Consider the following 25241-nt stretch of genomic DNA (forward strand, 5'->3'; position numbering starts at 1 on the left):
TTCGAATCCCCAGCCTCCTTTCTCCGCACAAAAAAGGCCCCAAATGGGACCCTTCTTCAAATTCATACTGGCGGAGAGCTGGGGATTCGAACCCCAGATGCCCTTTTGGGGCATACTCGCTTAGCAGGCGAGCACCTTCGGCCTCTCGGTCAGCTCTCCGTAACAGCCGTTCTATAGTAACCAAACAGCCAAGGATGGGCAAGAGGAAATTTTCTAATTGCCTAGCATCCTTTCCTCCTTGGAGGCTTCGCCTACCCCAGCGAGCGGTTGAGGGAGCCGAGCTCGTCGTTGCCCATGGTGCGCCACATTTGGAAGATGCAACCGCGTGCCAGGAAAAAGAAGCCGTTGTCGACCAGTTGCACAGCGGCATCTGCCAGCTGATTCGTCACGGCGGACACTGGCGGCAGCTCGAGTCCAGCCTTGCGGATGGTCTCGACCGCCTCCTCGAACGTCGGAGGCTCGCTGACGCCCATCTCATTCATAAGGCCCTGCATTTCTTCCAGCGCGCTACTGCCCGACTCCTCGCCGCGCGGCACCAGACGGTAACAAGCCAGCGCCAGGTCGAGCTGATCGCAATTCCAATAGGCAAACGCCAAGCGATAGAACAGGTAGCCGATTGCAGAACGATCGCTGGCAATACGTAGGCCGTGGCGCGCCACCTCGATAATCTCGTCAAAGCGCTCCAGACGCGCAAGCACGTTGATGAGCGCAAAGTGCGATTGCATGGACGAGCGTGCCAGATCGTAAAGATGGCGCACCTCGGGCAGTGCTCGTTCAAAGTCCTCTTGCTCGGCGTAAAAGCTGCAGATCTCGTGCTGGGCAAAGTACAGCGCATCGGGCGCACGAAGGATTCGCACAGAGCGGTCTTCTTCCAACACCGGTAGCACCATGCGTACCAGCTGGTTATCGCAAAACTGCGTTTGAACCGGACCTGTCGCCAAAAGCTCGGCGACGGCGCACTTAGCCTCCAACTCCTCGACAAGACGGGAAAAGCCTTCAAAGGCACCTGTACGGTCGACTTTTGCCTGCTCGCGCAATTCAACAACGCGGGCCACGTATGGGTCGTCGTCCTCTTCCATGACCTCCAACTCGTCAGCCGTATCGGCAAGCAGCAGATCGCGCAGCGCCGGCGGCAGTGTGCGATGGTCATCACGCGGACGAGCATGAACCTCCGCAGGCTCAATCGTCTCCGGAGCGGTTGACTCATACGCCTCAAGCACACGCTTGCACGGCATATCGTCCATGTCCATGCTCTCAAGATCCTTGGCGACAGGCACGCAATCGGCCAGATAGGCCGCGCGCCCAAAGAAATACGTTGCGACAACGCGCTCGCCCTGCTCACTGTCGGGAGCAGCAATCTGCACATAGCAGCGCGTGATGCAGGTGCCCGCGGCAAAACACGCTGCCGCAAGCGTAAGTGCCACGCGCGCATCGTGCTCCGCGGCCCAGATCGCGCGCATGTCCTCGTCCAGCTCGCGCCAGGCGTCATCCTGAGCGTCGTATTCACGTTGCGGCATGGCATCAACGACAGACCGCCCAAACCGAACGAGCATAATCCCCTCGGCAACGTTTGCCCGATAGGTATAGTCGAGCCGTGTGACCACGTTAAGCGCCTCGACAATACGCGCGAAGCGGGTACGCACATCCCACTCACCGCCCGGCTGGCAAGCCACCGTACCCGGTTTGCCCCACGGGTTATCGCTCGAGGCCGTATCGAGCAGTCGGGGAACATCGTTGGTCGTCTTGGCGATATGCCACGCATCAAAGAGCGCGCAGCCCTCAAGGCTCGGCGAGGATGCCGCAGGGGCCAATCCGGCCCCGATGCGCTCGAGGATGCCAGAGAGGCGGTTGAGACGGCACTCGATGGCAAGCAGCATGTCAATCTCGTCCTGGTCCAGCAGGCTACGATCAAAATTGAGATAGAAAAGCTTTGAGCGATCGATGCGAGCCAGGCTCATCTCGGACTTGGCGGCGATGGTGCGCAGTCGGGGCAAGTCGACCTCGCTCATAAGGGCGGCCGCATAACGCTCGATACCGCTCGGATTCTCGGCATGGTCGACACGGTAGAGCAGCGTCTCGATAGCGTCAGGTAGCGGTGCCGTGTTAAAGCCCAAAAACACCTCGACCGGCTCGGGCAACTTTACGAGCTTTATTTTGTCGACAACGTTTTGCATGTCCGCATCGAGACCGTCGACGCCCGCCGTGTTCGCAATAGCGCTTTCGGAGTTGGCAAATATCACGTAGCGCAGGAACATCGACGCCATGAACTCGCCGTAAGGAAGGGAGCGGGCCGAATTCCATGTCTCGTGATCGGACTGCTCGCGCATGGGGCCTTCGGGAGAGCCGACGGTTCGCGCGCACGTACGCATTGCACCGCTGGCTTCCCTTACCATAATCTCACCAATACTGGAATCCGACTCGTCAAGGACCAGTTCCATGTCGGGATCGTTGGGCAGCGGAGCCTCGCTAACGGGGCGGTCCACCTTGTACACCTCACCCGAAACGCTTACGTAGCCCAAAAGCGACACATGACTTTTGCCAACGAATTCGACGACATAACAAGATTCATGCTGGTCCTCGCCAAAGAGTTTCCAGACCACGCCATATGAGCGTCCCGCAGGCTGCTCGGGCATCGCCGGAAAGCGCTTCTTGGGATCGAGAAACCTGAGCTTGTATGTCGGACGCTCTGCCACGAAGTATCACCCTGATCGGTCGTTGAGAGAAGGAGTGGTCGCGGATGGGCCGCGACACCTACTCGGAATCTTACACGAGTCGACAGGAAATCGTCCCTTTGGACAAAAGCACTCAAGCTAGCGCAAAAGAAAGCCCCCCCCCGTGGCCGGGAGCTTTAATCTCAAATGGTGCGGCGTATAGGATTCCGCGCATCCGCTGCGCGGATCCGCACCGGCTTCGCCCGCCTGCCGGCGCGCTCGCCCGCGGGCTAAAAACGCTCCGCGTTTTCTTTACGCCCGCGCCTCGACCGAGGTTCGAATCCATGCAGTGTTTACGTAAAAGAAAAGCCCCCGTTGCCGGGAGCTTTAATCTCAAATGGTGCGGCGTATAGGATTCGAACCTATGACGTTCTGATTCGTAGTCAGACCCTCTATCCAGCTGAGGTAACGCCGCGACTTGTTGATTATTATGCACATCGACTGAATAAAGGTCAAGCATTTTTCGAAAAAAGTTATTGAATTTGATTTTTACTCATTTAGACCACTTGATGCGATCTTCGACGCATCGCGATATAAGAAAAGCTCCCGTTGCCGGGAGCTTTAAAATCAATTGGTGCGGCGTATAGGATTCGAACCTATGACGTTCTGATTCGTAGTCAGACCCTCTATCCAGCTGAGGTAACGCCGCAACGCACGGATTATTATGCACGTGACCCCTCGATGGGTCAAGCGACAATTTGGAAAAATTTTACGAAGTGATGATTAAGATGCTCGCGCCTCGACCGAGGTTCGAATCCGTGCGGTGCCGGCGTAAAAGAAAAGCCCCCGTTGCCGGAGGCTTCAAGTTCAATTGGTGCGGCGTATAGGATTCGAACCTATGACGTTCTGATTCGTAGTCAGACCCTCTATCCAGCTGAGGTAACGCCGCAGCGCAAGACATATAAAACCACTTTAGCTTATTGGAGTCAAGCTCAATCTCAAACTTTTTTGTGAAACGCAGTTTTGTCATGCTGCTCCGCATATACCGCCGTTCCCCGTACGATCGATTGGCTTTTCGATCACGTCAAACTTGGCATCAAGTTCCCTCAGGAGCGATCTCACCCGCTGGGCACAATCATAATCGGCAAACGAGATGCTCAGCATGCGCGCGACCTGGTTGGAAGTCCCAACTCCATAGAAGTGCTCCAGCGCCACAAGCCCCACGTGCGTCACAAAGGTCTCGACCACATGCGGCGACTCCTCAAAGCACCATTGCGTCAATGGTCCCTCACTCGTCTGCCGAACCACCAAGCCACCCATACCCGACGGCTCGCACGTTACCAGCAGGTGCTCCCCGCCCTCATCACTCTGGAACAACACAACCCGCTCGTCGAACAGCTCCATCACATCCCCTTTCTCTTGCTCTTAGTTAGCAAAAGCATAGCAGGTAAATGCATGTATACAGAACGTTTGTTCGTGTGTTTTCTATCGAGCTGTCCGCACGGCATGGTATGGACCTGCGCACGAAATAGGGCGCCCCCGAAGGAGCGCCCTTGCATATCCCCTATGCAGCCAAGTTACGCGACCGGCTCGATCTTCTCGAGACCGCCCATGTAAGGACGCAGAACCTCGGGGATCGTGATGGTGCCGTCGGCGTTCTGGTAGTTCTCCAGAATGGCAGCCATGGTACGACCAGCCGGCAGGCCGGAACCGTTAAGGGTGTGCAGGTAACGCGAGCCCTTGAAGTTCTCGGGGTCGCGGTACTTGATGTTGGCGCGGCGGGCCTGGAAGTCGCCGCAGTTGGAGCAGGAGCTGATCTCCTTGTAGGCGTTGTAGCTCGGCAGCCAGACCTCGACGTCGTAGGTCTGACGGGCAGAGAAGCCCAAGTCGCCGGTGCACAGGCTAATCACGCGATACGGAAGGCCCAGCTGCTGCAGCAGATACTCGGCCTCGGCGGTCATGCTCTCGAGCTCCTCGTCGGACTCCTCCGGCTTAGCGAACTTGACCATCTCGACCTTGTCGAACTCGTGCTGACGGATGATGCCGCGGGTATCGCGACCGGCGGAACCGGCCTCCTCGCGGAAGCAGGGGGTGAAGGCGGTGTAGCGACGCGGCAGAGTGTCGGCATCGAGGACCTCGCCGGCGTGCAGGTTGGTAAGCACGACCTCGGCGGTGGGGATCAGGAAGTTGTCGCCCGAGACGTGATAGGCGTCGTCCTCGAACTTGGGCAGCTGACCCGTGCCAAACATGGTCTGACGCTTGACGACGATGGGCGGCCACCACTCCTTAAAGCCACGGCTGGTGTGCGTATCGAGGAAGAAGTTGATGAGGGCGCGCTCCAGGCGGGCGCCAGCGCCACCGAGAACGGTAAAACGGCTGCCGGAGAGCTTGTTGCCGCGCTCGAAGTCGAGGATGTCCAGATCGGTGCCCAGATCCCAATGCGGCTTAAAGTCGAAGTCGAACTCGCGCGGGGTGCCCCAACGACGGCGCTCAATATTCTCGTCCTCGTCCTTGCCGTACGGCGTGGCCTCGCAAGGAATGTTGGGCAGGTGAGCCATGAAGTCGTACTGCTCCTGCTCGAGAGCAGTACGGCGCTCGGCCAGACCGTCAATCTTCTCGTTGACGGCGCGCACGGCCTCCTTGGCGGCCTCGGCCTCGTCCTTCTTGCCCTCCTTCATCAGGGCGCCGATCTTCTTGGACTCGGCATTGCGCGTAGCCTGGAGCTCCTCGACCTCGGTGATGACGGCACGGCGCTCGTCGTCGAGCTCAAAGAACTTCTCGCGATCCCAAGACGTCTGGCGGTTAGCCATGGCGACATCGATGGCATCGGGGTTCTCGCGAACAAACTTGATATCAAGCATTAGATCCTCCGGCGATATACATTCCATTTAGGTTGCAACCTTGTACATGTATGGGCAAGTATATACTTATGAGCGTTTACGACCCAACTCAACTACGCAAGAAGGCACCCAATGGACGCAGTTTTTTCCTTTTTGTTTGGCACCCGCACCGGTTTTGCCATCCTTTTCGCCGGCGGCATCCTGTTATTTGCGATTCTTGCCTTTGTAATGGAGAAGCGTACCCATAAGATGTACGTCGACCGCGGACCCAAGTCCGAGGATGAGGAAGACAGCTTCTGGGACTAACCTGCCAAAAAGGGACAGGTTTATTTTGGTCTGTTTTATCTGGGCAAACGCAAGCGCCCCGCAACTGGAATTGAGCCAGTTGCGGGGCGCTTTTCGCTAAAAGGACAAAACCGCAGAAAATACCTGCCAAAAATAAACCCTTCCTTTTTTGGTCGGTTTTACTGGAGAGTTGCGTCGATTGCCTTGACCAGGGCGCTGCGCATGCCGGCGTCCTCGAGCGCAACGACGCCCTTGATGGTGGCACCACCGGGCGAGCATACGGCATCCTTCATCGCCGCAGGATGCTGGCCAGTTGCAAGCTGCAGCTTTGCCGTACCCAACACCATCTGGCTCACAATGCGATAGGCATCGGCACGCGGGATACCGTGCTTGACCGCTGCATCGCCCAGGGCCTCGATTGCCATGGCGACAAATGCCGGAGCGCAACCACCCACCGTGCCGCCCACAAACAGCAGGCTCGTGTCGAGCTCGACCACCGCACCGAGCTTGCCAAGCAGATCAAGCACCACTGCGCTCTGCTCATCACTAAGCGTGGAAGCCTTCTCGCAAGCGATGACGCCCTCGCCCACCGAAACCGGTGTGTTGGGCACCGTCGAGATATGCGCGACGCCCGGCAGGACCTGCTCCCACTTGGCACTGTCCCAGGTCCAGGCAACCGACAGAACGACCTTTTTGGCAAGAGCATCCTTGAGCGGGGCGAATACCTTCTCGATCATGTACGGTTTGACCGCAGCGACCACGATATCGGATGCGGCGACAACCTCGGCGGCATCGTGGCAGGCGACCATGCCGCGCGCCTCGCAGCGCTCAACCAGTGCGTCGTAGCGACCCGCGCAGGCGCACATGTCGCTCGCAGCTACACCGGCAGCGATCCAGCCATCGGCCATAGCGCTCGCCATATTGCCAAAACCGACAAATCCAATCTTCATATCTCATAGTCCTTTCAGACACATTCCTCAAAACGAAAGGTATTGTCCCACGCCATTGTTTCGTATTGCCGACCTATTTGTGATACGGCTCGCCACGGCTGATCTTGCAGGCGCGGTAGATTTGCTCCAGCAGCACCACGCGCGCCAAGTTATGCGGCAAGGTAATGCGTCCAAAGCTGAGCATCTCGTCGGCGCGGGCGCGCACCTCATCGCTCACGCCGTCCGAACCGCCAATCACAAAGGCGATGTCGCTGCTGCCTCGTAGCATAAGATCGTCGAGCCTCGCCGAGAGCTCCTCACTCGAACGCTCCTTGCCCTCGATAGCCAGCAGGATCACATGCGCTCGAGACGGCAATGCAGCAAGAATTGCCGCCCCCTCCTTGTCGCGCGCGGCATCCACGCCGCCCGCCTTAGCCGGGTCGATATCGGCCACCTCGCGGATATCCACCTTGGCATAGGCGCCTAGGCGCTTGGTGTACTCAGCGCACGCGTCCTTCCAAAAGCGCTCTTTGAGCTTGCCAACACAAACGACGGTGTATTTCACGCGTGCCTACTCCTTTGACTCGTTCTGAACCTTACCGGCAGCCAGCATCTGCTCGAACATAGAGGCCGACTGCGAAAAGTCGCTCGGCAGCACGACCGTCGAGGTTTTACCCGTGCGAGCGAACTCCGTCATCATCTCGGACCACTGCGTAAACATGAACAGTTGGTTGGCCTCGTCATTGCCGACACCCGTCTCTTGGATGATCTCGAGCGAATCTTTGATACCCAGCGCGATGGCCTTGCGCTGGTTGGCGATGCCCTCGCCCGCCTTTTCCATAGCCTCAGCCTCGGCGGTCGCCTCGGTGACGCGCTTGATGCGGTCGGCCTCAGCGAGCTCCTGTGCCGCAGCGCGCTTGCGCTGGGCAGCGTTGATGTCGTTCATGGAGTTCTCAACCTCGGTCGGCAGTGCGATTTTGGTGATGAGCGTCGACACGAGGGTGAAGCCGTAGGCAGCCATCTGCTCGGACACGGTGGCATTAACGTCCTTGGCGATGTCATCCTTCTTGGCAAAGACCTCATCGAGTGTGTAGACGGGGATCGAAGAGCGCAGGGCGTCGGTGATGAAGTCACGCATCTGGTCGACGGGCTCCTGCAGCATGTAGTAGCTCTTGTAGATACCCGAATCTGCCGGGCCGGCGCCCATGTCATAGCTCACGTGGTACTGAGCAGAGACCTCAAGGCCGATGGTCACGTTGTCCTGGGTCTTAACGTCGATGCCAAAACCGTTTTTCATGGTACGCAGGCTCACCGTGGCGGCCTTGCGGTCGATCACGGGCACCTTCATGTGGAAGCCCGCGTTGACGATGCGGTTAAACTTGCCCAGACGCTCGATGATCACGGCATGCTGTTGTTCAACGACATAGCAGGCGTTGGGAAGCAGCAACAACAGGATGATGATGGGAATCAAAAGGCTGGTAAGGGCGGCGATGATACCGGACAACAGCATGGTCTCTCCTCTGATAGGCACACGTTGGCATTAGGATACCCGCACGAAGCAGCAACGTGACATCAACAAGAGGCCCATAACAAAAAAGCTCCCATTGCTGGGAGCTCTTTCATTCAATGGTGCGGGCGAAAGGACGTCCGCGTATCCGCTTCGCGGATCCGCACCGGCTTCGGCCGCCTGCCGGCGTCCTCGCCAGCTCGCTAAAAACGCTCCGCGTTTTCTTTACGCTCGCTCCTTCACAGGTTCAAGTCCCTGTGATGGGCCCATAACAAAAAAGCTCCCATTGCTGGGAGCTCTTTCATTTAATGGTGCGGGCGAAAGGACTTGAACCTTCATGGGGTTGCCCCCATACGGACCTGAACCGTACGCGTCTGCCAATTCCGCCACGCCCGCGTGCAGGAATTAGAATAACGGAGCGCCATCGCGAACGCAAGAACTATTTTTGAAAAAGTTTGCAGGCATTTTCCCAAGCTGCTCGCGCGATTGCCTCAGCATCCTCGCCGGTACGATCGACACGGTCGTTGACCAGCGTGTTTGCCGTAATAGAGATCATTGCGGGCTCGCATTCAAGACCGCGGATGGGCTCCGGAGCCATATACGGGCAATCCGTCTCGAACAAAATTCGATCGAGTGGGGTTGCCGCAAATGCCTCGCGCACATCGTCGTTGCGCTTAAAGGTGGCCGCACCGCCATAGGCGATATAGCAGCCCAAATCCACAAAGCGCTCCATCGTGGCGCGGTCCTCGCCAAAACAGTGCAGCACACAACCAGCCTGGGGCACACCCACCTCGCGCAGTACGTTGTACGCATCGACGTGCGAGGTGCGCTCCCCATCCGAGTCCTCGTGACGCAGGTGCAGCTCCACCGGCACATTGCGGCGCACGGCAAGCTCGAGCTGGCGCGCCATGCAATCAATCTGCACGTTATGGGGTGCCGGCGCGATATCGTCGTCATAGTCCATGTGATAGTCCAGGCCGATTTCGCCAATACCGGCGCATAAGGGGTCATCAAGTGCGGCAACGACCTGTGCATGAACGTTGTCGGTATAGTCCGGCGCGCCATACGGATGCACGCCGGCAAGATACTTGATCTGCGGGATATCCTGCATCGGAAGAATCTCGCGCACCAGCCAGTCGCTATAGTCCGCCACGCTGCGCTTGTCGGCAATGGGGTCGAACATCGTCACCAACAGGTCGACGCCCGCGGCTTTGGCGCGCACGAGCGTCTCGGGCACATCCTTGCCCCAAAACCAAAGCAGATGTGCATGCGTGTCGGCAAGCGGCGCCAAGGGCACGGGACAAGCAACCGTCTTCTTTTTCTTGGTAAACGTCACGCGTTCGGCATTAGGCGTCATGGATTAGCTCCCGGGCCAGACGGACAAAGTCGGCAACATCGAGCGTCTCGGCGCGCGTGGTGGGTGCGATACCGCAAACCTCAAAAGCGGCATCGAGCACGTCCTTGGCAAAACCGTTGGCGCTCATGGAATTGCGGATGGTCTTGCGACGCTGAGCAAATGCAGCATCAATCACGCGGGCCACAAATTCGCGATCGAGTCCTTCGGGCACCACGCCGTCAACACGGTCGATACGCACGACGGCCGAGTCCACGTGCGGCGCCGGCATAAAGCAACGCGGCGGCACCTCAAAGCGACCCGTCACCTGCGCATACAGGCCGAGCTTTGCCGTATAGCCGCCATAGGTCTTGTTGCCCGGCACTGCGGCAATGCGATCGGCAACCTCCTTTTGCACCATGACGACGGCGCGCTTGAGCGCGGGCATCGTCTGGAAGAACTGCAGGATGATTGTCGCCGCCACGTTATAGGGCAAGTTCGCGACAAATACCGTCGGCTCACCGCCGGCGGCCTGCTCAATCTGCTCCGGCGTCACCTTAAGCGCGTCGCCCATGATAAAGCGGAAGTTGGCGTAGTCGGCGGCGTGAGCATCGAGCACCGGCTCGAGCTCGGGATCGGCCTCGATCGACGTGACGCACGCCGCCTCCTGCAACAGCGCAAGCGTGAGCGTACCAACGCCCGGACCAACCTCGAGCACGCGCTCATCGCCTGCAAGCTCGGCAAGCTCGCAAATGCGCTCAATTACATGGTTGTCGATCAGGAAGTTCTGGCCCAGGCGATGCTTGGTCGCAAGGCCAAACTCCTCCAGCAGCTCCCTGGTGGCCGTGGGGTTTGCCAAAGGCGAAGTTGTCATGGTTGCCTCCTTAGCATGATGGCGGCGTCTTGAAACAAAAGGGCATGGACCGTGGCGGCCATGCCCTTACAGCTAAACAGCAAATTGCCGATATGGCGCTCGCGCGGTCTCTACGCCAGACGCGGGAACAGCGGATCGCCCTTCTCGACGGACTGACCACCGGCAAGCAGGCCCCAAGTGCAAATGCCCTTGAGGTCGTCGCTCGCGGCCTCTTCCTCGCAGGACAGGCGACGCAGGGCCTCGGCAGAAGTCTGGGGCATGAGCGGCATCAGCAGGTGAGCGGCAATGCGGATGGCCTCGAGCAGGTTGTAGATCACAAATGCCAGCTCGTCAGCCTTGGCCTCGTCCTTGGCAAGCGCCCAGGGCTCGGAGTCCTCGATGTAGTGGTTGGCGGCATGGATGAGCTCCATGACCTCATCCTTGGCTCCGCCGTAATCGAGCACGTCCATCTTGGCCATGTAGCGCTCGACCAGGCCATCGGCGATCTTTGCCAGCGGGTTGTCGAACGCATCGAACGACGCGGGCTTGGCGGGCGCGCAACCGTCAAAGTACTTGCCGCTCATGTTGAGCGAACGCGAGATAAGGTTGCCCCAGCTGTTGGCCAGGTCGGCGTTGTAGACCTGCTCCATGCGATCGAAGCTGATGGCACCGTCGGTGCCGGGGACGACGTCGGTCATGAAGTAGTAGCGATAGCCCTCGACGCCCAGCATGTCGATAACGTCCTGCGGAGCGATGGCGTTGCCGCGGCTCTTGGACATCTTCTCGGCCTTGCCGGTCTCGGCATTGCGCACGGTCAGGAAGCCGTGGGCAAAGACGTGCTCGGGCAGGGCCTCGCCGATGGCCATGAGCATGGCGGGCCAAATGACACAGTGGAAGCGGATGATGTCCTTACCCACGATGTGGAACTGCGCGGGCCAGCGATAGGCCAGCTCGGCACGCGCCTCGTCGGTGTCGACACCGTAGCCGACGGCCGTCATATAGTTGAGCAGCGCATCGAACCACACGTAGGTCACATGACCCTCGTCAAACGGGACCTGAATGCCCCAGTCAAAGCTCGTACGGCTCACGGAAAGGTCGTTAAGGCCGCCCTCGACAAAGCTGCGAACCTCGTTCATGCGGAACGCAGGCTCGACAAAGTCGGGGTGCTCGTCATAGAGCTTGAGCAGCTTGTCCTGGAAGGCGGAAAGCTTAAAGAAGTAGGACTCCTCCTGCACGCGCTCAAGCGGACGGTGGCAGTCGGGGCACAGGTGCTGGCCGACGCTGCCGTACTCCTCGTCGCCCTTCTGGACCTGCGTATCAGTGAAGTAGGTCTCGTCAGGCACGCAATACCAACCGTCGTAGCTGCCCTTATACAGGTAGCCGGACTCCTTCATGCGCTCCCACAGGTACTGCACGGCATGATGCTGGCGCGGCTCGGTGGTGCGGATGAAGTCGTCGTTGGAAATCTCGAGCTTGCTCCAAAGCTCCTTGAAGTGCGGAGCCTGGCTGTCGGTCCACTCCTGCGGCGTCATGTTGTGCTTGGCTGCGGCCTCGGCGACCTTCTCGCCGTGCTCGTCCATGCCGGTCAGGAACTTGACGTTATAGCCGGCGGAGCGGCGATAGCGAGCCTGAACGTCGGCGATGATGGTGGAATAAGCCGTGCCCAGGTGCGGATCGGCGTTGACGTAGTAGATGGGCGTCGTGATAAAGAACGAAGGCTTGCTTTGATCCATGGGGTTTGTCCTCCAGAAAAACGTTGCATACAGAGGATGATTCTAGCGCAAGGGCTGGATATCCTCCATCTATTGCATATCGAGCACCATGGCATAGACATCGCGCTTGCGGCGCGAATACTTCTGAGACAGGCGCTTGGCCACCGCAGAGGCGGGCTCCCCCTCCTCGAGCGCGGCGCGGATATCCTCGCGCAGGGCCTCGTCGGGATCCGCTGCCGCGGCGCCAACCGGCACGATACCGGCCTCCTCGTCCTCGCTCGGCGGCGCGATGACCAGCGCAATCTCGCCCTTCACCTCGCCGCGAGCACGCAGCTCCTCGGCGAGCTGGGCGGCGGGCCCGCGCAAGACCTCCTCGTGCAGCTTGGTGAGTTCGCGGCAGACGGCAACCTCACGCTGGGGAAAAACCTCTGCCACAGCCTCGAGCGTCGCCACGATGCGATGTGGAGACTCGTAGAAGATGAGTGCGCCGGGAACCACGGCAAGGCGCTGCAAACGGCGCACGCGGTCGCCGCGCTTTCGACCCAAAAAGCCCTCGAAGAAAAAATGTTCGCAGGGAATGCCGGACGAAACGAGCGCCGTGACGCAAGCAGAGGGCCCGGGAACAACTTCGACGGGCACATCGGCCTCACGCGCCGCCTCGACCAGCGCCTGGCCGGGATCGGACACGCTCGGCATGCCGGCGTCCGAGGCAAAGGCGAGGGTCTCCCCCGCCAGCAGACGGTCGACCAGGCCGGTGGCGCGGCTGGCGATCACATTCTCGTCGCAACGGACAAGCGGCTTGGAAATGCCCAGGTGCATCAGCAGCTTTGACGTCACGCGCGTGTCTTCGCAGCAGATGACATCGGCAGCGGCAAAGGCCTCGCCAACGCGCGGGGACAGGTCGCCCAGGTTGCCGATGGGCGTGCCGACCACATAGAGTTTGCCCGTATGGGCGCTGTTTTGCGTCATATCAACCTATTCAATCATGCCGCGCTCGAGCGTACCGAGCGCCGCGCGGGCATCCCATGCTGCAATGCGCTTCTCGGTCTTCCACGTTTGGAAGAACCAACCGGCAGCCGGCGCAAACGAAGCCAGCTGGTTGGCGATAAACACGCGCTCGTAGGCATTGCGGCCCTCGGGCGTAACCGACGAGTTGGCAAAGATCGCCGCGCCCGACCATTCGCCCACCAGCACGGGGAACCCAGTCGAAATCGCCTCTTTAAGCTCGCGCTTGTTACGCGAAATCGCCGTCGTCAGCCCGCGGGGGCTCGTGATGTCGAGCGCATGCTCGTCGCGGTAATGGTACAGGTGAAGGTCCATGTAGACGTTCTTGTACTTGGCGCCGCGCATAAAATGCTTCCACTCGCTGGGATGCCCCGAAGACGAAAAGACGACGATCTTATCCTCGGGCATATACGAACGGACGAGCTCATAGGCGTCGCGATAGAAGTTGCGCAGGTAGTGCGCCGGAATGCCATCCGTCATGGTGAAGAGGCTCTTGCGGACACTCATCTGCGGCGTATCCAGCAGCTCAATGCCCAGCAGGCTCTCGGCCTCGCCGTAACGCTCGGCCAAGCGCTCGAGCACGTCGAGTGCGACATGGCGGCCGTTAGTGGACGAATGCCACTCGGCAACAGCCTCCGGCGTGGCGGGCGAATCGTTGGAATCGCCCTGGCCACCGGGCACAGTCGCCAGGTCAAGCAGCACGCGAATGTTGTACTTGGCAGCCCACTCAATCGCGCGGTCGATGTAATCGACAACCGAGATGTAGGAGGCATCGGACTCCTGTGAGCCAAAGGCATACCAAGGCACCGGCAGGCGCACGGCATTGAGGCCAATCTGCGCCATGCGGCGGAAATCGTCCTCGCTCACAAACGTCTCGTAATGACGGCGCATGCGCTCGTTATAGGCGGCGGTGTCCATGGCCTCCTGCAGCTCGGCCGCGTTGGATGCACCGGTCGCCGCGTATAGCGACGGGGTCACCCAAGGCTCGGGAATAAACCAGCCAGAGAGATTAACGCCGAGTATCCTCTCCATCACTGCCCCCTTCGGATCGTGCAGGCCGAGCCTGCATCGTATTGCATAGGAAAAGTATCGTTTTGAGTATACCCGCGCGTGCGGACAGACGACCGAACGGTCTGTAAAGTGGCGCAAAAGCGGGAGGAATGTCTGGGCGGGCGGGCCCGAGATGTGCACGCACGTCGGAAGTAAGCGCCGGAAAGCGCATCCCACTCTGAAGCCAAATTCCGGGACGCAATTTCCGCAGAGCCCTCAATAAAAGAAAAGGACCCCTTTGCAGAGGTCCTAGTCAATTCAAGGTGGCGGGGAAGGGAATCGCGTCCGCGCGCTGCGCGGACGGACCGCTGTGGCGCTTACGCGCCTTGCGAGCTGCGCTGGCAAACGCTTACGCGTTTACTCAGCTCCGCGCCCTCACGGGGTTCGATTCCATGTGGGGGCTGTATAAAAGAAAAGGACCCCTTTGCAGAGGTCCTAGTCAATTCAAGGTGGCGGGGAAGGGAATCGAACCCCTGACACGAGGATTTTCAGTCCTCTGCTCTACCAACTGAGCTACCCAGCCATTTGAGGTGTGCCTTGTTTCAAGGCTTGATTAGTATAACCAAGGACGCGTTCCGGTCAACCGAGAATTTTAAAAAAGTTTTTGAGCACAGCCTCGGTTCTATAAATCGGCACGTCAGAGGCATCAGCCGGCAGCAAGAAGTTTTTCGCTCAGAGCCGCACGGGCAAACTCACTTGGCGTCATCCCCTCGGCAGCCGCCCGTCGACGAATGGCCTCCTTCATTCCCAGAGGAATCTTGACCGACAGCGTTGCCGTCCCCTCACCTGAGAGCGGGGGCCGTCCATGCACGATCCCACCAACGGTGTGTTCGCCATCCGGAAACTCTCCGCGCTCGTACGACTCGCACCACGCGTCAATCATTTCATCCGTTACAACCTGACCATTAGCGGCCGTATACGTCTTGCCCATCATCGACCCCTCTGCCGAGCTCGCTCGATCTCTTGCCAGAATTTCTTCTGAACCGGAGACAGGGCATGAATAATGAGCCATCCACGAATTAGTTCGACCGCAACAAGTTCCACACTTCGACCATCTGGAAGCCATCCAATGGCAAGCCATCTCGGCGGCTCGTCCTCCGACTCGCGGCGAATGCACTCAGTAACCGCGAACCAGGCACCTAGTACCTGCTTTTCCGTCAAGTGTTTTTTGGCGTTCGGATGGATCTCAACATCCATGCACCTTCTCCTCCATCTTACCCAATTTCGTATGACGAAAGTCCGCTGTCGCCAATCTCTTACGCCGGCACTTGTTGGAGGGCGGGAGGTGTAGCGAGGATTGAAGGGCGTTCCAATACCGCCCAGGCGCCGGGGCAGGAGCACATACACCAGGGACATACGTTTTCGTAGCGCGCGAGGATATTGCCGCGCGCATCGATGAAGGCGATGTCGATGGGATAGGCCATAAAACACGTATGGACCGAAGAGCAGCGTGGAAACGCCATGACGAGCGGCAGGCCGTTGGCGGCAACCTGACGCCGTCCCAGCATGCCGCGCAGGCGCACGACAAACGACTCCGCCACCACAAACTCGGCCGGCGTCCAACCCAGCCTGTTGAGTGCCCGCGCGTAAGCGATGTAGGACGAGACCGCGGTCACATGACCACCCCCGGACGCCATGGATCGACCGTCACCGCGCGCTCGTGCGACAACGTTGTCGGCGCCCCCAGCGGAACGCCAGCGATGCTGAGAGAAGTCGGCCACGGCTCATAGTGCATGGTGCAGGTGTAGGTCCTAAACGTACCGGATAGGGAGAGCAGGCCACCATCTGATGCCTTCGCGCCTTGCTCGCTCGACACTTCGATCTGCAAGTCATAGCCTTCCATGGCATTCAGAATTTGAGTCTGGACCGTCACCGAGGCATCGGCAGAGCTCTCGTCACCCTCCCCGCCCGGCGCCACAGCGTGCGCCAGCACGATGTCGGGCACCACGCGGTCGAAGCGCGCGACAGCGCCGGCAAAGATCATGACGTTGTACACGATGAGTGCCAGCACCAGCAAAACGGGCGTAACCACTGCCATCTCCACCGTCGCTTGGGCGCGCTCCTCACGCAGACGCATGCGAATACTCATTACGACCCACCGCCCAGAGCGCCAACCAGTGTCGCGACATCGACGGTGAGTGGGATGGAGCCGCCGCCGGGCAGAGGAATCTCCGCAAGCGTGAACACCGTACCGCTAATGGTGCGTTCGACTTGATATTCCAACGCCTCGCAAAGCGCCTTGGGATCGGTCACGCCCAACGGAATACTTCGCAGTTTGTCTTGCGCTTGAGAGAGACCAGCAATGTCAGACCCCGGACTCTTAATGACGTTGGCGGAATCGGTCAGCACCGGCTTTCGCAGGCGCAAGTCGCACGGTTCCAAACCCAGCGCCGCCACGGACGCCGAAACGGTATCGCCGAGCCACGATGCAATGGAGCCCAACGCACCGCTGCCCCCTCCTAGGTCTTTAATCATCTCGTCCATAAGTTCGTCGACCGAACCTTGGATATCACCGTATCCCACGAGCAGCCGTCCCCAAACATCCATGACGCCGTCGAGCACGCCGGCAACGCCGCCCGAGCGTTCCTTCAATGTCGAGAAAAATCGCGAAAGCACGTTGTTTTGCGCCGTCGCCTCATCGGGCGCCAGCACCGCGGCAGAGATAGCACCGCGATCGCCAAGCCTGACTGCCGTGTTAAACGAGGAGTTAAGTTGATCGGGGCTGGTAATGTCACCCGAAACTGCAAATGCGACCACGCCGTTGCGTCCAGGTGGGGCGATACGCGGGCGCTCGCCGGAAAGCGCTTTAATGGCCTGGTCAAACGCATTGCCCGCACGGTCGGCCTCATCCTCGGTCTGACGCTCAAGTTCGAGTTCTTTGTTGCGGCATTCGACGTAGTCTTCCAGAGCCTCTTTGAATTCATTGAAGTGGTATTCGAAGCCATTTCTGATGGACGAAGGCGGCATAAGGGCGCTTCCAAGCGCAACCACGCCGAAGCCGCACGCTTCGCATGTATCACGACCATCATAATCAGCAACAGATGCCAGCCCACTCGGAGTCCCTTTCTGATAGACGGGGCATTCGGCTCCATAATGCAGGTATGTTCTGCCGTCATTGTTGCTTACAGGCCATGCAGCATCGGTGTAAAGCTCGGTCGGCCGCACCTCGTTTGGGACACGCGGCAATAGTGGGATATAGGCAGAAAACCGTTCACCATCATCTTTTATGTATGCTCGATCGACCTCTTCAATCGCATAGGCATAGAACGCTTTTCGAGCGGCTGACTGCGCTTTCATCTCGACGCTCGATCCCTGAGGTTTTTCATTCGCCAAGCGCTGCCGGTAATAGATTTTCGCGCGATCGAGCGCTATTTGCGGCTCCCATGTGATGCTCGACTTTTCATGACGGTTCTGACTGTCAGATAGTTCTGCTAGTTTTTTCGCACGCTCCCACATACACGAGTACTTGCCAATCGAACTCTCGTCCGACCCACCACAATCCGCCAGCCAAGCGCGCTCTTTAGCCTTCGCCGTGTCCTCAGAAGCCTTCCGCAGCTCCTCGGCCGCACGCTCTAAATCATCTGATGTGTCTTTAATGGTATCGGTCGAGATCTCTGACCCTTTGAGCGCAGCGAAGTCCGATTCGGATGTCCTGGGCACGGCAAGCGCCGTACCGGTATAGGCCACACTATCGGTATCCTGCGCCGACACCGCCTGCGTGGCACGCGCGGCGATCAGATACGGCAGAGCCGTCTCGATTTTCTGTAAGCCTTCCGATGCGCTTTTGGCAAACTTGTTGCGCGTTTTAATGATCTCAATCCCGGTGTCGACCATATTGCCGGCAACTGGTTCGGCACCTGGGATGAGGATGGCGACCAGGCCCGTCCCGATTGTGGCAAACCCCGCCAGCCCCAGACTCAAGATGCTCGCATCAACCACCGTGGCAGCCGTGTGATAGGACGACACTACGTTGGCACCCGCCAGCGCGCCGCTATCGGCCGCCACCTGGGTATCCCCGGCACGCGACATGCTCCATATCGCCGCGGTCGACGAAAACAACAACGTGAGCACCACTAGGATGACCACGGCAGAAGAAAGCGTGGTGTAGGCACCGTCTTCGATAAACAGGTCGACACCGGCGCGGCCCATAAAGCCGCCTCGTTTGCGATGGCAGCTCGGACGGCGCGTCAAAACGCATCTAGACCAGAAACGCTTAATCCCATGCAGCAATCCACGAATCATAATCTCCCTCCAGCCATTCGGGACGCGATTGATACGAGACATCAACCTTGAGCTCAACGTAGCCGCCCTCGGCGGTACCACCCATAGCCTGCGCAAACGCACCGATCACAGGCAACGGCTTGACCTCGCCGGAAACGGACACGGACGAGACGCCACCCGCACCGGCCCGGCCAAGCTCGATATCCCACGACAACGGCCCGCCGGCATGAAAGATCGAAACGTTGGGCACTGCGGCAAGCCGGCGGCGGGTGAACTCCTTAAGATCGTCGTCCTCCGCCGTCGTCGTGGTCATGAGCCGCGCGGTCTCGGCGGCGGCAGACTCCATGACCGCGCGCGTATAAAGCAGGCACACCGGTTGCAGTGCGAGAAGGATGAGCGTCAGAAACGTCGGCAGCAAAAAAGCAGCCTCGACCGTAGACCGCGCCCGGTCCTCGTGCGCGATATCAATACAACGCGATGTCCTTAGCGCCCGCGGCGGCGTCGATAACCGACATCGAGGCAACGCCATGGGATGCCGCCCGCTCAACCAGCGCCGCCAAGCGTCCATCGGTGCCAGCACGCCAAAGTCCCGCAATCGCCAGCACGATCGATAGCAGCGCCACCGTGACGATGGCGTATTCCACAGTCGCTTGGGCAACCTCTTCACGCAGAACGCCATGCATTTCACGATCCCTCCTTTGAGCTTATTGTTTGCGGGACCAGGCGCACCGCGCGCAGACGACATGAAGCATCGCCAGCATCCGCGGCAACCGTCACCATATCGACCCAGCCGCGCCCATCGCGCACGATGGCGCCCCATACGTTGCCCTTAATATCGAGATAGCCGCTCAGGGCGAGCTGGGCCGTTGGCACCTCGCGGTAGGCGCGTAACATATCCGCCGCTGCCTCGGTCATCGGTCGGTCCTCGGACCATGCAAGCCGGACCGCAATCGCGCTGTCCTCAGGCGAATCCGTCGTAGTGCCAGACCGCTTGTCGAGCGTCCGCAGAAAGGTTTGCGCCGTGACAGCGACATCCGAATCGTCCGCATCTCGCATCTCATCTTTTTGAGACGCCACCGCCGAATCTGAGCCCGAATCGAAGGCGGCCCCAGGACGCTGCTGCCGCGCGGCGTTAAGCCCCCAAAGCACCGCCGCCATCGCCACGATCAGGCAAGCAAACACCAGCAGCACCCCGATGGAGCGCTCGCCCTCTACAGGCTGTTGATGCCCTCGCTGATCGCATCCCATAGCTCTTTAACCTTGCCCTTAAATGCGACGATGGCGATAATCGCGATCACCACGAGCACGCCGACCAAGATGGCATACTCGGTGGTACCCTGTGCACTCTCCTCCTGCAGTAGCTCCTTGGCGCGTTGACGAACATGTGCCGCCCGGCAAAACGCCCAGCCCTGGACCTTGCCAGCAGCGTCAGTCATCGTGTTCATGTATTCCTCCCTACATCATCCCGCCTGCTCCCAGCAGCGGGCCCAATATGGACAGAAGCAACGCCGGCAAGATGAGCGTGCCGGTGGGAATCAGCAGCTTGACGGGCGCACGCTCGATCTCGCGCTCGACCGCAGCGCGATGAGCCGCACGGATCTCGCGACTTTGAGCGGCCAGCGTCTCGGCAAGTGGGGCACCCAGGGCGAGCGCCTGCCCCACCGTGATGGCAAAGGTCTCGAGCGCTCGCACGTCCAGGTCGCGCGCGGCGGCCAACAACTCGTCCTCACGCGTGCCCACGCCCACCTGCCACGCCATGCAGGCCCGCTCAAGGCGAAGAGCCAGCACTGACCGGCGGTTGGCGCAGAAAATCTCAAGCGCCGCATCAAAAGAAAGACCGGCCGAAAGACCCAAGCGCACAACATCGATCATCTCGGACACTTCGCCGAGCGGCACTCGCGCCGGGCCGCCCACTCCAACCGCGCCCTTCACTCGCGCGGTCAGGGCATCGACCACTGAGCGACCCGCGGCAGCGACCAGCACCGCCTCGCGCTTGCAGGCCCCTGCGATCTTGCGTGCATCCGCCCGATCCAAACCCGTCGCGACAAATACACTCAGGGCGCACAGGCAAGCCGCAACTGCAACCGGGGCGCTCATAGCTCCACCCGCATAATGCGTCGGATAACCACCAGGGCAACGGCATTGAGGGCAAGACCCAGCACCACAGCGCCCACGCCGGCAGGCGTCGCAAGACCGCGACGAAAATCTGCCGAAAGCAGCGCCAACACCGCGCACATGCCCGCCGGCATCGCCGCGACCATATGCGCAGACATGCGAGCCTGCGACGTCTTGACATCCAGGCGGCGCTTGAGCTCAATGCGCTCCCCCACCATGCTCGACGCCTCGGACAGTAAGTCGGCAAGCGGAGCACCGGTGCGCTGAGACACCTTAAGCGCCAAGGTCACAAGCGAAAGGCCGGGAGCGTCGATGCGCACGAGCAAGTCATCGAGCGCGTCGGTCGCCGAGATACCGCAATCGATCGCCGCCGCCACCCGCAAAAACTCGGTATGCACCGGTTCTTGCGCATGAGCGCCCACAAAGCGCATGCCCTGGGCCAGCGAATGTCCCGAGGCAAGCGACATGGAAAGTGCGGTAAACGCCTCGGGCATGGCCTCTTCTGCATCGTGTTGCTCGCGCCGGCTCTCAAAGCCATCCCGAGCGGCGCCAGCGGCAATCGGAGCAACAAGTCCCAAGGCAAACCCGAGGGGCGATAACGACACCATCGTTAGTAAAACGCAGCAGACACCGCTCGATAGCAGTAGAAACGCCAATCGCCCCGAAGTATCTTCGATCACGAGGCCAAGGCGATGCGCCGGAGCCAGCGATGTCCACGAACGGGCGATCTTTTTCAGCAGATCGTTTTCCACCAGCTCACGCGGCAGCCTCTCTGCCACCGTCTCGAGCGCCTGACGCGCCAGCTCCGCCGGCGGCACCTGCGGCACACGAGGTTCCGCCCCGCACGCCGTCGCAACAGAAAACCCTGCCAAACCCCCTACGACGAGGGGCACAGCGACCTCCATTCGTCCACCTCCTCTTGTGTGAGCGTCCCCGACCGCAGGCCTTCTGCGATAAACGGCGGCTCGCGGTCAAGCGTCCAGGTGCGCTCGGCGGCATCGAAAGTCACATAGCGCTCGAGCTCTACGCCGCCCGACGCGGCGCGACGCACCCCCGAATACGAGGAGACGAAACGCCTGCCATCGGCGTGGCGCTCGGACATCACGATGCCGTCGAGCGCCATGGCAATCTGCTCCTCGATGAGCTCGCTCGGCAGATCGATGCCATAACGTGCAAGCAACGTCAGACGCACCACGGTCTCCTGTTCTGAACCCGCATGAAGTGTGGTGAGCGACCCGTCGTGGCCCGTGTTCATGGCCTGCAACATGTCGCAGCACTCGGCACCACGCACCTCGCCCACCACGATGCGGTCGGGGCGCATGCGCAGGGCATTAGTTACTAGGTCGCGAATCGTCACCGCACCCTCACCCTCAATTGAAGCCTCGCGCGCCTCTAGGCGCACCACGTGCGGATGATGCGCAAACTTGAGCTCGGCAGAGTCCTCGATCGTCACGATGCGCTCGCCGGTGGAAATCTCGCATGACAACGCGTTGAGCAGAGTGGTCTTACCAGATCCCGTGCCTCCCGCAACCGCCAGGTCCTGTCGCAGCGACACAGCGCACGACAGCAGCTGCGCATACCAAAGCGGCAGCGACCCCAGCCCCACAAGCTCGTCCAGCGAGCAGATACGGTCCGAGAACTTTCGGATGGTGAGAATCGGTCCGTCAATCGCCACAGGCGGAATCACCGCGTTGACGCGATAGCCCGTTTTGAGACGGGCGTTGACGATGGGGCTGCGCTCGTCGATACGGCGGCCAAGTGGCGAGATGATGCGGTCGATAAGCACACGGATCTGCTCATCATCCTCAAACGCATGCTCGATGGGGTACAAGACGCCGCCGCGTTCAAAGAAAGCCGAGCGGCAGCCGTTGATCATGATCTCGGTAACGGTGTCGTCCTCGATGAGCGGCTGCAACGGCCCCAAGCCCACCACGTCATCCAAAATCTCGTCGATGATGGCCTCGCGCTCGGTCGTCGCGAGATCGGTCGGCTCTTCAACATTGAGCGCCGCCTCCACCGCGGGACGCAATTCCGAGCGGGCAAGTGCCGGGTCGATATAGGCGCTGATACGCGCCACTTCGTCGTAACCCATGCGGTCCATCACGGCGCGCTTGGTACGTCGTTTCACCGCGCGGCGACGCCCCGCATCTACAGGCGCTGCCTCCGCTGCAGCGCCGGCAGCCTTAATCCTTGTTTGCAGGCTCATCGCTGATCACCCTCGCGCGACCAGGGAAGGCGAATACGCGGGCGATCGGTGCGCGTTGCACGGTCGGCGACTATATCGCTCCAAGGGCCGACGGCGCACCCCAGTTCCACGAGCATCTCGCGCGTGGCCTCGCGCACGCTGGTCGCAAAAGCGCTGGTCTGCCCCACTGCCTCGTCAGCGCGCCCAAACGCCATGAGCGCGGCGAGATCCTGCCCGCCATCGGCGATGCGAATCTTGGAGCTCAACGCACAGGCAATCTCAAAGCGCATGGCGACGTCCTCGTCTGCTCCGCGCGCACCGAACCGGTTGAACACGGCGCTCATGCGCGTGCGCGGCACACCTACTCGACTCGCCAGTTCAATGACGCGCGACGCCGACGTCGCGGACGACACCGCAGCATCGCCAACGACCAGGCAACGGTCGCTCGCCGCCACCGCAGCCGCCACGGCGTCGCCCCAAAAGACCGAGGTATCGATAAAGACCACGTCGGATTCGCGACGCAAAACATCAAGCAGTAGCTCCACCGGACGTGCCATGAGCTCGGCTTGCTCGGGCGCCGCAACGGGACCCCAGAGCGTAACGCCTGGCGCCACGCGCATCGATGTGGCTACGATATCCGGCTCGGTGAGCGCGCCCGCCGCCGGCTCGATAAGTGCCGCCATATCGCGCGGAGCATCGACGCCTAACAAGTCGTAAAGGTTTCCAAACATCAGGTCCAGGTCGAGCACGGCGGCACGCAAGCCCAACAGCGACGATGTGTGTGCCATGGTGGCAACGATCGTCGACTTGCCGCAACCGCCCGAACCCGAAATGGCGCAGATGACCGGAGCTCGATGCTGCGGAGCGGCAGCGTCTGCCGGCGGCATCGGAGGCGGCGGGGCGGGCGTCGGCGACAGCGTCCCCGTCTCCCCCGCCGCAACCACACGCTGCGTCCAAGCCGGCATGGCAGCTTGTTCGGTCTGCAAGGCAGGCTCGTTCTGTGCAATCTGCTCATGCTGCATCAGCGACAACTCGCCGCACCCGGCAAAGCCCTCAACTTCGTCGAGTTCATCCGCCAGATTCACGCCGTGCACGTATCCCATATCTACAGCCGGGGAGTCGCCAGCATGCTGTGCCGGCCCCCCAGCGTCATCGTATACAAGGGGGTTCCGGGGGCGCCGACCATGCTCGGCTTCCGCTTTTCCATAATCATCAACACGCGGGCCTCTTGTAGCGCGAGGCGCCCCGGGTTCCCTATCAACAAAAGCATCGGGCTCAATCGTCATGCGCCGATCGGAATCAACCGCTCCCTCGCCCGCGCGCCCGTTGCCGCATATACTGTGCGCAGCGATGACCTCGGTCGCCCCCGCGCGAAACAGTCCCTCGATATCCGACGGATCGAGCGCTTCTATCAACACGACCACGCGACTCACGCGGCCTTCGGCCGTCAGGCGCGCAACAGTCTTGCGCACATCTTCGATATCAAACAGAGACGCCGCGATGATGGCAGCCCCGCGGCGCGACGGAAACGCCCGCGCCATGGAAACCAGCCCGTCCAGGTCACCCACGCGAAGCACCTGTGCACCCGCATCACGGCCCTCGACTTCCTGCTGCAACAGCCCGTAATCGCCGCACGCGCAGCACGCAAGCCAGATCGCCTTCATCACTCGTCGCCTCCGCTCTTTTTGCCGCGCGCCGTGGCGGGAATCGTCAAGCTGACCGTTCCCTTGCCCGAGGCTCCCAGCAGTTCCTTGACGTCTTCGGGGTCAGCCGCCAGCGTCACCCATTCGATCTTGCCCTCGCGCGTGGCACCGGAATTCTCACTGGTATCGATCACGTGCGCGCCGCACAGTCGATCGGTTACGCCATCTTTTTGCACGTACACGTCCACATAGCTGCCCACGCCCGTGGCACCGCCGACCGAGTGCTCGGCATCGACCGCCACCGAAACGGCGACCTTGCCCTTAGGCACCTCGAGCTTGTGGCTCTCGGCCTTGGTGTAGACATTGCAGATCACGGCGTTTTTGGGAATACGCGAAGTCGTCACGTCGCCGCGCACCTGGCGCAGCTCGGTCGCCGCGTCACGCGGCAGCAGGCTCGTCGGCCATTCCTGGGTTATGACATTGGTCTCATCGAGGGTCTCGCCCACATCGATATCGCGCGCCGCGACGCATACCTCGACGCGATCGCCACCGTACTTGGCCAAGGTCTCAGCCTGGACCTGTTCGGCTTGTGAGCGGATCGACGAGCCGTAAACCATGCAGAGCAGAGCAGCGAGCACGCCCGCGACCAGACTGATGGCGTTGCGCTTGCTCTTGTTCACGGCCGCTCCTCTCATGGCAGTGCCGGGCGAATGCCCGTACCACCATTGTCTGGGCGGTCAGAGTGCAAAGCGGCGCAATCGCGATCTTGGTTTTCGATGTCAAACCAATCGCCGACCAAAAGCTGACCAGCCCGTCAAGCTCATGGCAAGGTTTTGGTCAGCACGTCAGCAAACTGCATGTTTCGAGGCTTTTCCGCAGCAAAAAAGCCGTCTCCCGAACAGTTGGGAGACG

At 60.4% G+C, this 25241-nt stretch carries 26 protein-coding genes and 6 tRNA genes; 1 reads left to right on the top strand and 31 read right to left on the bottom strand.

Annotated elements, in window-relative coordinates; all coding sequences use genetic code 11:
• Nucleotides 1-68: 68 nt before the first annotated feature.
• From AAA021_RS01940 to serS, 7 genes are all read right to left on the bottom strand, one after another.
• Nucleotides 69-159, bottom strand: a tRNA-Ser gene (locus AAA021_RS01940).
• Between the two features lie 92 nt (nucleotides 160-251).
• Nucleotides 252-2693: a hypothetical protein gene (locus tag AAA021_RS01945; RefSeq protein WP_349087721.1), complete on the bottom strand. Its 2442-nt coding sequence runs from the start codon at nucleotides 2691-2693 to the stop codon at nucleotides 252-254.
• Between the two features lie 356 nt (nucleotides 2694-3049).
• Nucleotides 3050-3126, bottom strand: a tRNA-Arg gene (locus AAA021_RS01950).
• Between the two features lie 157 nt (nucleotides 3127-3283).
• Nucleotides 3284-3360, bottom strand: a tRNA-Arg gene (locus tag AAA021_RS01955).
• A gap of 163 nt (nucleotides 3361-3523) precedes the next feature.
• Nucleotides 3524-3600 (bottom strand) — tRNA-Arg (locus tag AAA021_RS01960).
• Nucleotides 3601-3677: 77 nt separating this feature from the next.
• A complete protein-coding gene (locus tag AAA021_RS01965) occupies nucleotides 3678-4055 on the bottom strand; it encodes a hypothetical protein (RefSeq protein ID WP_349087722.1) in 378 nt (125 codons plus the stop codon).
• A 173-nt stretch (nucleotides 4056-4228) separates the two neighbouring features.
• Entirely contained in the window at nucleotides 4229-5512 is a 1284-nt protein-coding gene (serS, locus tag AAA021_RS01970) for a serine--tRNA ligase (protein WP_040359108.1), read from the bottom strand.
• A 111-nt stretch (nucleotides 5513-5623) separates the two neighbouring features.
• Here serS and AAA021_RS01975 point away from each other — a divergent pair, with 111 nt between their 5' ends.
• On the top strand, nucleotides 5624-5797 hold the full coding sequence (locus AAA021_RS01975) for a DUF6724 family protein (RefSeq protein WP_006235069.1): 174 nt from the start codon (nucleotides 5624-5626) through the stop codon (nucleotides 5795-5797).
• Nucleotides 5798-5955: 158 nt separating this feature from the next.
• Here the strand turns inward: AAA021_RS01975 and proC are convergent, their stop codons facing one another.
• The 24 genes from proC to cpaB form a co-directional block, all read right to left on the bottom strand.
• Nucleotides 5956-6726 carry a pyrroline-5-carboxylate reductase gene (gene proC, locus AAA021_RS01980; RefSeq protein WP_055285927.1) on the bottom strand — a complete coding sequence of 257 codons (771 nt, stop codon included), beginning with the start codon at nucleotides 6724-6726 and terminating at the stop codon, nucleotides 5956-5958.
• 73 nt (nucleotides 6727-6799) lie between these two features.
• On the bottom strand, nucleotides 6800-7270 hold the full coding sequence (gene rlmH, locus AAA021_RS01985) for a 23S rRNA (pseudouridine(1915)-N(3))-methyltransferase RlmH (RefSeq protein ID WP_035136824.1): 471 nt from the start codon (nucleotides 7268-7270) through the stop codon (nucleotides 6800-6802).
• A 6-nt stretch (nucleotides 7271-7276) separates the two neighbouring features.
• Entirely contained in the window at nucleotides 7277-8215 is a 939-nt protein-coding gene (locus tag AAA021_RS01990; protein ID WP_022094529.1) for an SPFH domain-containing protein, read from the bottom strand.
• Between the two features lie 306 nt (nucleotides 8216-8521).
• A tRNA-Leu gene (locus tag AAA021_RS01995) sits at nucleotides 8522-8608 on the bottom strand.
• 43 nt (nucleotides 8609-8651) lie between these two features.
• Nucleotides 8652-9569, bottom strand: a complete 918-nt coding sequence (locus AAA021_RS02000) for a TatD family hydrolase (RefSeq protein ID WP_349087723.1) — start codon at nucleotides 9567-9569, stop codon at nucleotides 8652-8654.
• On the bottom strand, nucleotides 9559-10419 hold the full coding sequence (gene rsmA / locus AAA021_RS02005; RefSeq protein ID WP_055285922.1) for a 16S rRNA (adenine(1518)-N(6)/adenine(1519)-N(6))-dimethyltransferase RsmA: 861 nt from the start codon (nucleotides 10417-10419) through the stop codon (nucleotides 9559-9561). Before rsmA ends, AAA021_RS02000 begins: the two co-directional genes overlap by 11 nt.
• A 110-nt stretch (nucleotides 10420-10529) precedes the next feature.
• The gene (metG, locus tag AAA021_RS02010) at nucleotides 10530-12131 is read right to left on the bottom strand and encodes a methionine--tRNA ligase (protein WP_238057947.1); all 1602 of its coding nucleotides are present in this window, start codon (nucleotides 12129-12131) and stop codon (nucleotides 10530-10532) included.
• 69 nt (nucleotides 12132-12200) lie between these two features.
• Nucleotides 12201-13079, bottom strand: coding sequence for a 16S rRNA (cytidine(1402)-2'-O)-methyltransferase (rsmI, locus tag AAA021_RS02015; protein WP_349087725.1), 879 nt, complete (start codon nucleotides 13077-13079; stop codon nucleotides 12201-12203).
• Between the two features lie 6 nt (nucleotides 13080-13085).
• The gene (locus AAA021_RS02020; RefSeq protein WP_349087726.1) at nucleotides 13086-14147 is read right to left on the bottom strand and encodes a cellulase family glycosylhydrolase; all 1062 of its coding nucleotides are present in this window, start codon (nucleotides 14145-14147) and stop codon (nucleotides 13086-13088) included.
• Nucleotides 14148-14615: 468 nt separating this feature from the next.
• Nucleotides 14616-14688, bottom strand: a tRNA-Phe gene (locus AAA021_RS02025).
• Nucleotides 14689-14811: 123 nt separating this feature from the next.
• Nucleotides 14812-15096, bottom strand: a complete 285-nt coding sequence (locus AAA021_RS02030; RefSeq protein WP_035137167.1) for a ribbon-helix-helix domain-containing protein — start codon at nucleotides 15094-15096, stop codon at nucleotides 14812-14814.
• Entirely contained in the window at nucleotides 15096-15362 is a 267-nt protein-coding gene (locus AAA021_RS02035) for a hypothetical protein (RefSeq protein WP_035136816.1), read from the bottom strand. The genes AAA021_RS02030 and AAA021_RS02035 overlap by 1 nt, the downstream gene beginning before the upstream one ends.
• 59 nt (nucleotides 15363-15421) lie before the next feature.
• Nucleotides 15422-15781, bottom strand: coding sequence for a DUF192 domain-containing protein (locus AAA021_RS02040; RefSeq protein WP_349087727.1), 360 nt, complete (start codon nucleotides 15779-15781; stop codon nucleotides 15422-15424).
• A complete protein-coding gene (locus tag AAA021_RS02045; RefSeq protein ID WP_349087729.1) occupies nucleotides 15778-16254 on the bottom strand; it encodes a hypothetical protein in 477 nt (158 codons plus the stop codon). Before AAA021_RS02045 ends, AAA021_RS02040 begins: the two co-directional genes overlap by 4 nt.
• Nucleotides 16254-18407 carry a hypothetical protein gene (locus tag AAA021_RS02050; protein WP_349087730.1) on the bottom strand — a complete coding sequence of 718 codons (2154 nt, stop codon included), beginning with the start codon at nucleotides 18405-18407 and terminating at the stop codon, nucleotides 16254-16256. The genes AAA021_RS02045 and AAA021_RS02050 overlap by 1 nt, the downstream gene beginning before the upstream one ends.
• Complete coding sequence (locus tag AAA021_RS02055; protein WP_349087732.1) at nucleotides 18379-18915, bottom strand: TadE family protein; 537 nt, start codon at nucleotides 18913-18915, stop codon at nucleotides 18379-18381. The genes AAA021_RS02050 and AAA021_RS02055 overlap by 29 nt, the downstream gene beginning before the upstream one ends.
• The gene (locus AAA021_RS02060; protein ID WP_006235089.1) at nucleotides 18851-19069 is read right to left on the bottom strand and encodes a hypothetical protein; all 219 of its coding nucleotides are present in this window, start codon (nucleotides 19067-19069) and stop codon (nucleotides 18851-18853) included. Before AAA021_RS02060 ends, AAA021_RS02055 begins: the two co-directional genes overlap by 65 nt.
• Before the next feature lies 1 nt (nucleotide 19070).
• The gene (locus AAA021_RS02065) at nucleotides 19071-19634 is read right to left on the bottom strand and encodes a hypothetical protein (RefSeq protein ID WP_349087733.1); all 564 of its coding nucleotides are present in this window, start codon (nucleotides 19632-19634) and stop codon (nucleotides 19071-19073) included.
• Nucleotides 19598-19831: a hypothetical protein gene (locus AAA021_RS02070; RefSeq protein ID WP_138374415.1), complete on the bottom strand. Its 234-nt coding sequence runs from the start codon at nucleotides 19829-19831 to the stop codon at nucleotides 19598-19600. The genes AAA021_RS02065 and AAA021_RS02070 overlap by 37 nt, the downstream gene beginning before the upstream one ends.
• Before the next feature lie 10 nt (nucleotides 19832-19841).
• A complete protein-coding gene (locus tag AAA021_RS02075; RefSeq protein ID WP_349087734.1) occupies nucleotides 19842-20483 on the bottom strand; it encodes a type II secretion system F family protein in 642 nt (213 codons plus the stop codon).
• A complete protein-coding gene (locus tag AAA021_RS02080; RefSeq protein ID WP_349087735.1) occupies nucleotides 20480-21406 on the bottom strand; it encodes a type II secretion system F family protein in 927 nt (308 codons plus the stop codon). Before AAA021_RS02080 ends, AAA021_RS02075 begins: the two co-directional genes overlap by 4 nt.
• Nucleotides 21379-22707 carry a CpaF family protein gene (locus AAA021_RS02085; RefSeq protein ID WP_349087736.1) on the bottom strand — a complete coding sequence of 443 codons (1329 nt, stop codon included), beginning with the start codon at nucleotides 22705-22707 and terminating at the stop codon, nucleotides 21379-21381. The genes AAA021_RS02080 and AAA021_RS02085 overlap by 28 nt, the downstream gene beginning before the upstream one ends.
• Entirely contained in the window at nucleotides 22704-24350 is a 1647-nt protein-coding gene (locus AAA021_RS02090) for a P-loop NTPase (protein ID WP_349087737.1), read from the bottom strand. Before AAA021_RS02090 ends, AAA021_RS02085 begins: the two co-directional genes overlap by 4 nt.
• Nucleotides 24350-25009 carry a Flp pilus assembly protein CpaB gene (cpaB, locus tag AAA021_RS02095; RefSeq protein ID WP_349087738.1) on the bottom strand — a complete coding sequence of 220 codons (660 nt, stop codon included), beginning with the start codon at nucleotides 25007-25009 and terminating at the stop codon, nucleotides 24350-24352. The genes AAA021_RS02090 and cpaB overlap by 1 nt, the downstream gene beginning before the upstream one ends.
• Nucleotides 25010-25241: the final 232 nt, after the last annotated feature.

Origin of the sequence: Collinsella sp. CLA-JM-H32 (genome assembly GCF_040098165.1) — a bacterium.
In the GTDB taxonomy this organism is placed as follows: Bacteria; Actinomycetota; Coriobacteriia; order Coriobacteriales; family Coriobacteriaceae; genus Collinsella.

What these genes read in the sequence shown, in the direction of transcription:
- AAA021_RS02065 (WP_349087733.1), bottom strand. Translation starts at nt 19,634, where the DNA reads ATGGGATGCGATCAGCGAGGGCATCAACAGCCTGTAGAGGGCGAGCGC.
- AAA021_RS01965 (WP_349087722.1), bottom strand. Translation starts at nt 4,055, where the DNA reads ATGGAGCTGTTCGACGAGCGGGTTGTGTTGTTCCAGAGTGATGAGGGC.
- serS (WP_040359108.1), bottom strand. Translation starts at nt 5,512, where the DNA reads ATGCTTGATATCAAGTTTGTTCGCGAGAACCCCGATGCCATCGATGTC.
- AAA021_RS02090 (WP_349087737.1), bottom strand. Translation starts at nt 24,350, where the DNA reads ATGAAGGCGATCTGGCTTGCGTGCTGCGCGTGCGGCGATTACGGGCTG.
- proC (WP_055285927.1), bottom strand. Translation starts at nt 6,726, where the DNA reads ATGAAGATTGGATTTGTCGGTTTTGGCAATATGGCGAGCGCTATGGCC.
- rsmI (WP_349087725.1), bottom strand. Translation starts at nt 13,079, where the DNA reads ATGACGCAAAACAGCGCCCATACGGGCAAACTCTATGTGGTCGGCACG.
- AAA021_RS02060 (WP_006235089.1), bottom strand. Translation starts at nt 19,069, where the DNA reads ATGCATGGCGTTCTGCGTGAAGAGGTTGCCCAAGCGACTGTGGAATAC.
- AAA021_RS02075 (WP_349087734.1), bottom strand. Translation starts at nt 20,483, where the DNA reads ATGAGCGCCCCGGTTGCAGTTGCGGCTTGCCTGTGCGCCCTGAGTGTA.
- AAA021_RS02085 (WP_349087736.1), bottom strand. Translation starts at nt 22,707, where the DNA reads ATGAGCCTGCAAACAAGGATTAAGGCTGCCGGCGCTGCAGCGGAGGCA.
- AAA021_RS02000 (WP_349087723.1), bottom strand. Translation starts at nt 9,569, where the DNA reads ATGACGCCTAATGCCGAACGCGTGACGTTTACCAAGAAAAAGAAGACG.
- AAA021_RS02080 (WP_349087735.1), bottom strand. Translation starts at nt 21,406, where the DNA reads ATGGAGGTCGCTGTGCCCCTCGTCGTAGGGGGTTTGGCAGGGTTTTCT.
- AAA021_RS02050 (WP_349087730.1), bottom strand. Translation starts at nt 18,407, where the DNA reads ATGATTCGTGGATTGCTGCATGGGATTAAGCGTTTCTGGTCTAGATGC.
- metG (WP_238057947.1), bottom strand. Translation starts at nt 12,131, where the DNA reads ATGGATCAAAGCAAGCCTTCGTTCTTTATCACGACGCCCATCTACTAC.
- rsmA (WP_055285922.1), bottom strand. Translation starts at nt 10,419, where the DNA reads ATGACAACTTCGCCTTTGGCAAACCCCACGGCCACCAGGGAGCTGCTG.
- AAA021_RS02020 (WP_349087726.1), bottom strand. Translation starts at nt 14,147, where the DNA reads ATGGAGAGGATACTCGGCGTTAATCTCTCTGGCTGGTTTATTCCCGAG.
- AAA021_RS02030 (WP_035137167.1), bottom strand. Translation starts at nt 15,096, where the DNA reads ATGGGCAAGACGTATACGGCCGCTAATGGTCAGGTTGTAACGGATGAA.
- AAA021_RS01990 (WP_022094529.1), bottom strand. Translation starts at nt 8,215, where the DNA reads ATGCTGTTGTCCGGTATCATCGCCGCCCTTACCAGCCTTTTGATTCCC.
- AAA021_RS02055 (WP_349087732.1), bottom strand. Translation starts at nt 18,915, where the DNA reads ATGGCGTTGCCTCGATGTCGGTTATCGACGCCGCCGCGGGCGCTAAGG.
- AAA021_RS02070 (WP_138374415.1), bottom strand. Translation starts at nt 19,831, where the DNA reads ATGAACACGATGACTGACGCTGCTGGCAAGGTCCAGGGCTGGGCGTTT.
- AAA021_RS02045 (WP_349087729.1), bottom strand. Translation starts at nt 16,254, where the DNA reads ATGAGTATTCGCATGCGTCTGCGTGAGGAGCGCGCCCAAGCGACGGTG.
- AAA021_RS01975 (WP_006235069.1), top strand. Translation starts at nt 5,624, where the DNA reads ATGGACGCAGTTTTTTCCTTTTTGTTTGGCACCCGCACCGGTTTTGCC.
- AAA021_RS02035 (WP_035136816.1), bottom strand. Translation starts at nt 15,362, where the DNA reads ATGGATGTTGAGATCCATCCGAACGCCAAAAAACACTTGACGGAAAAG.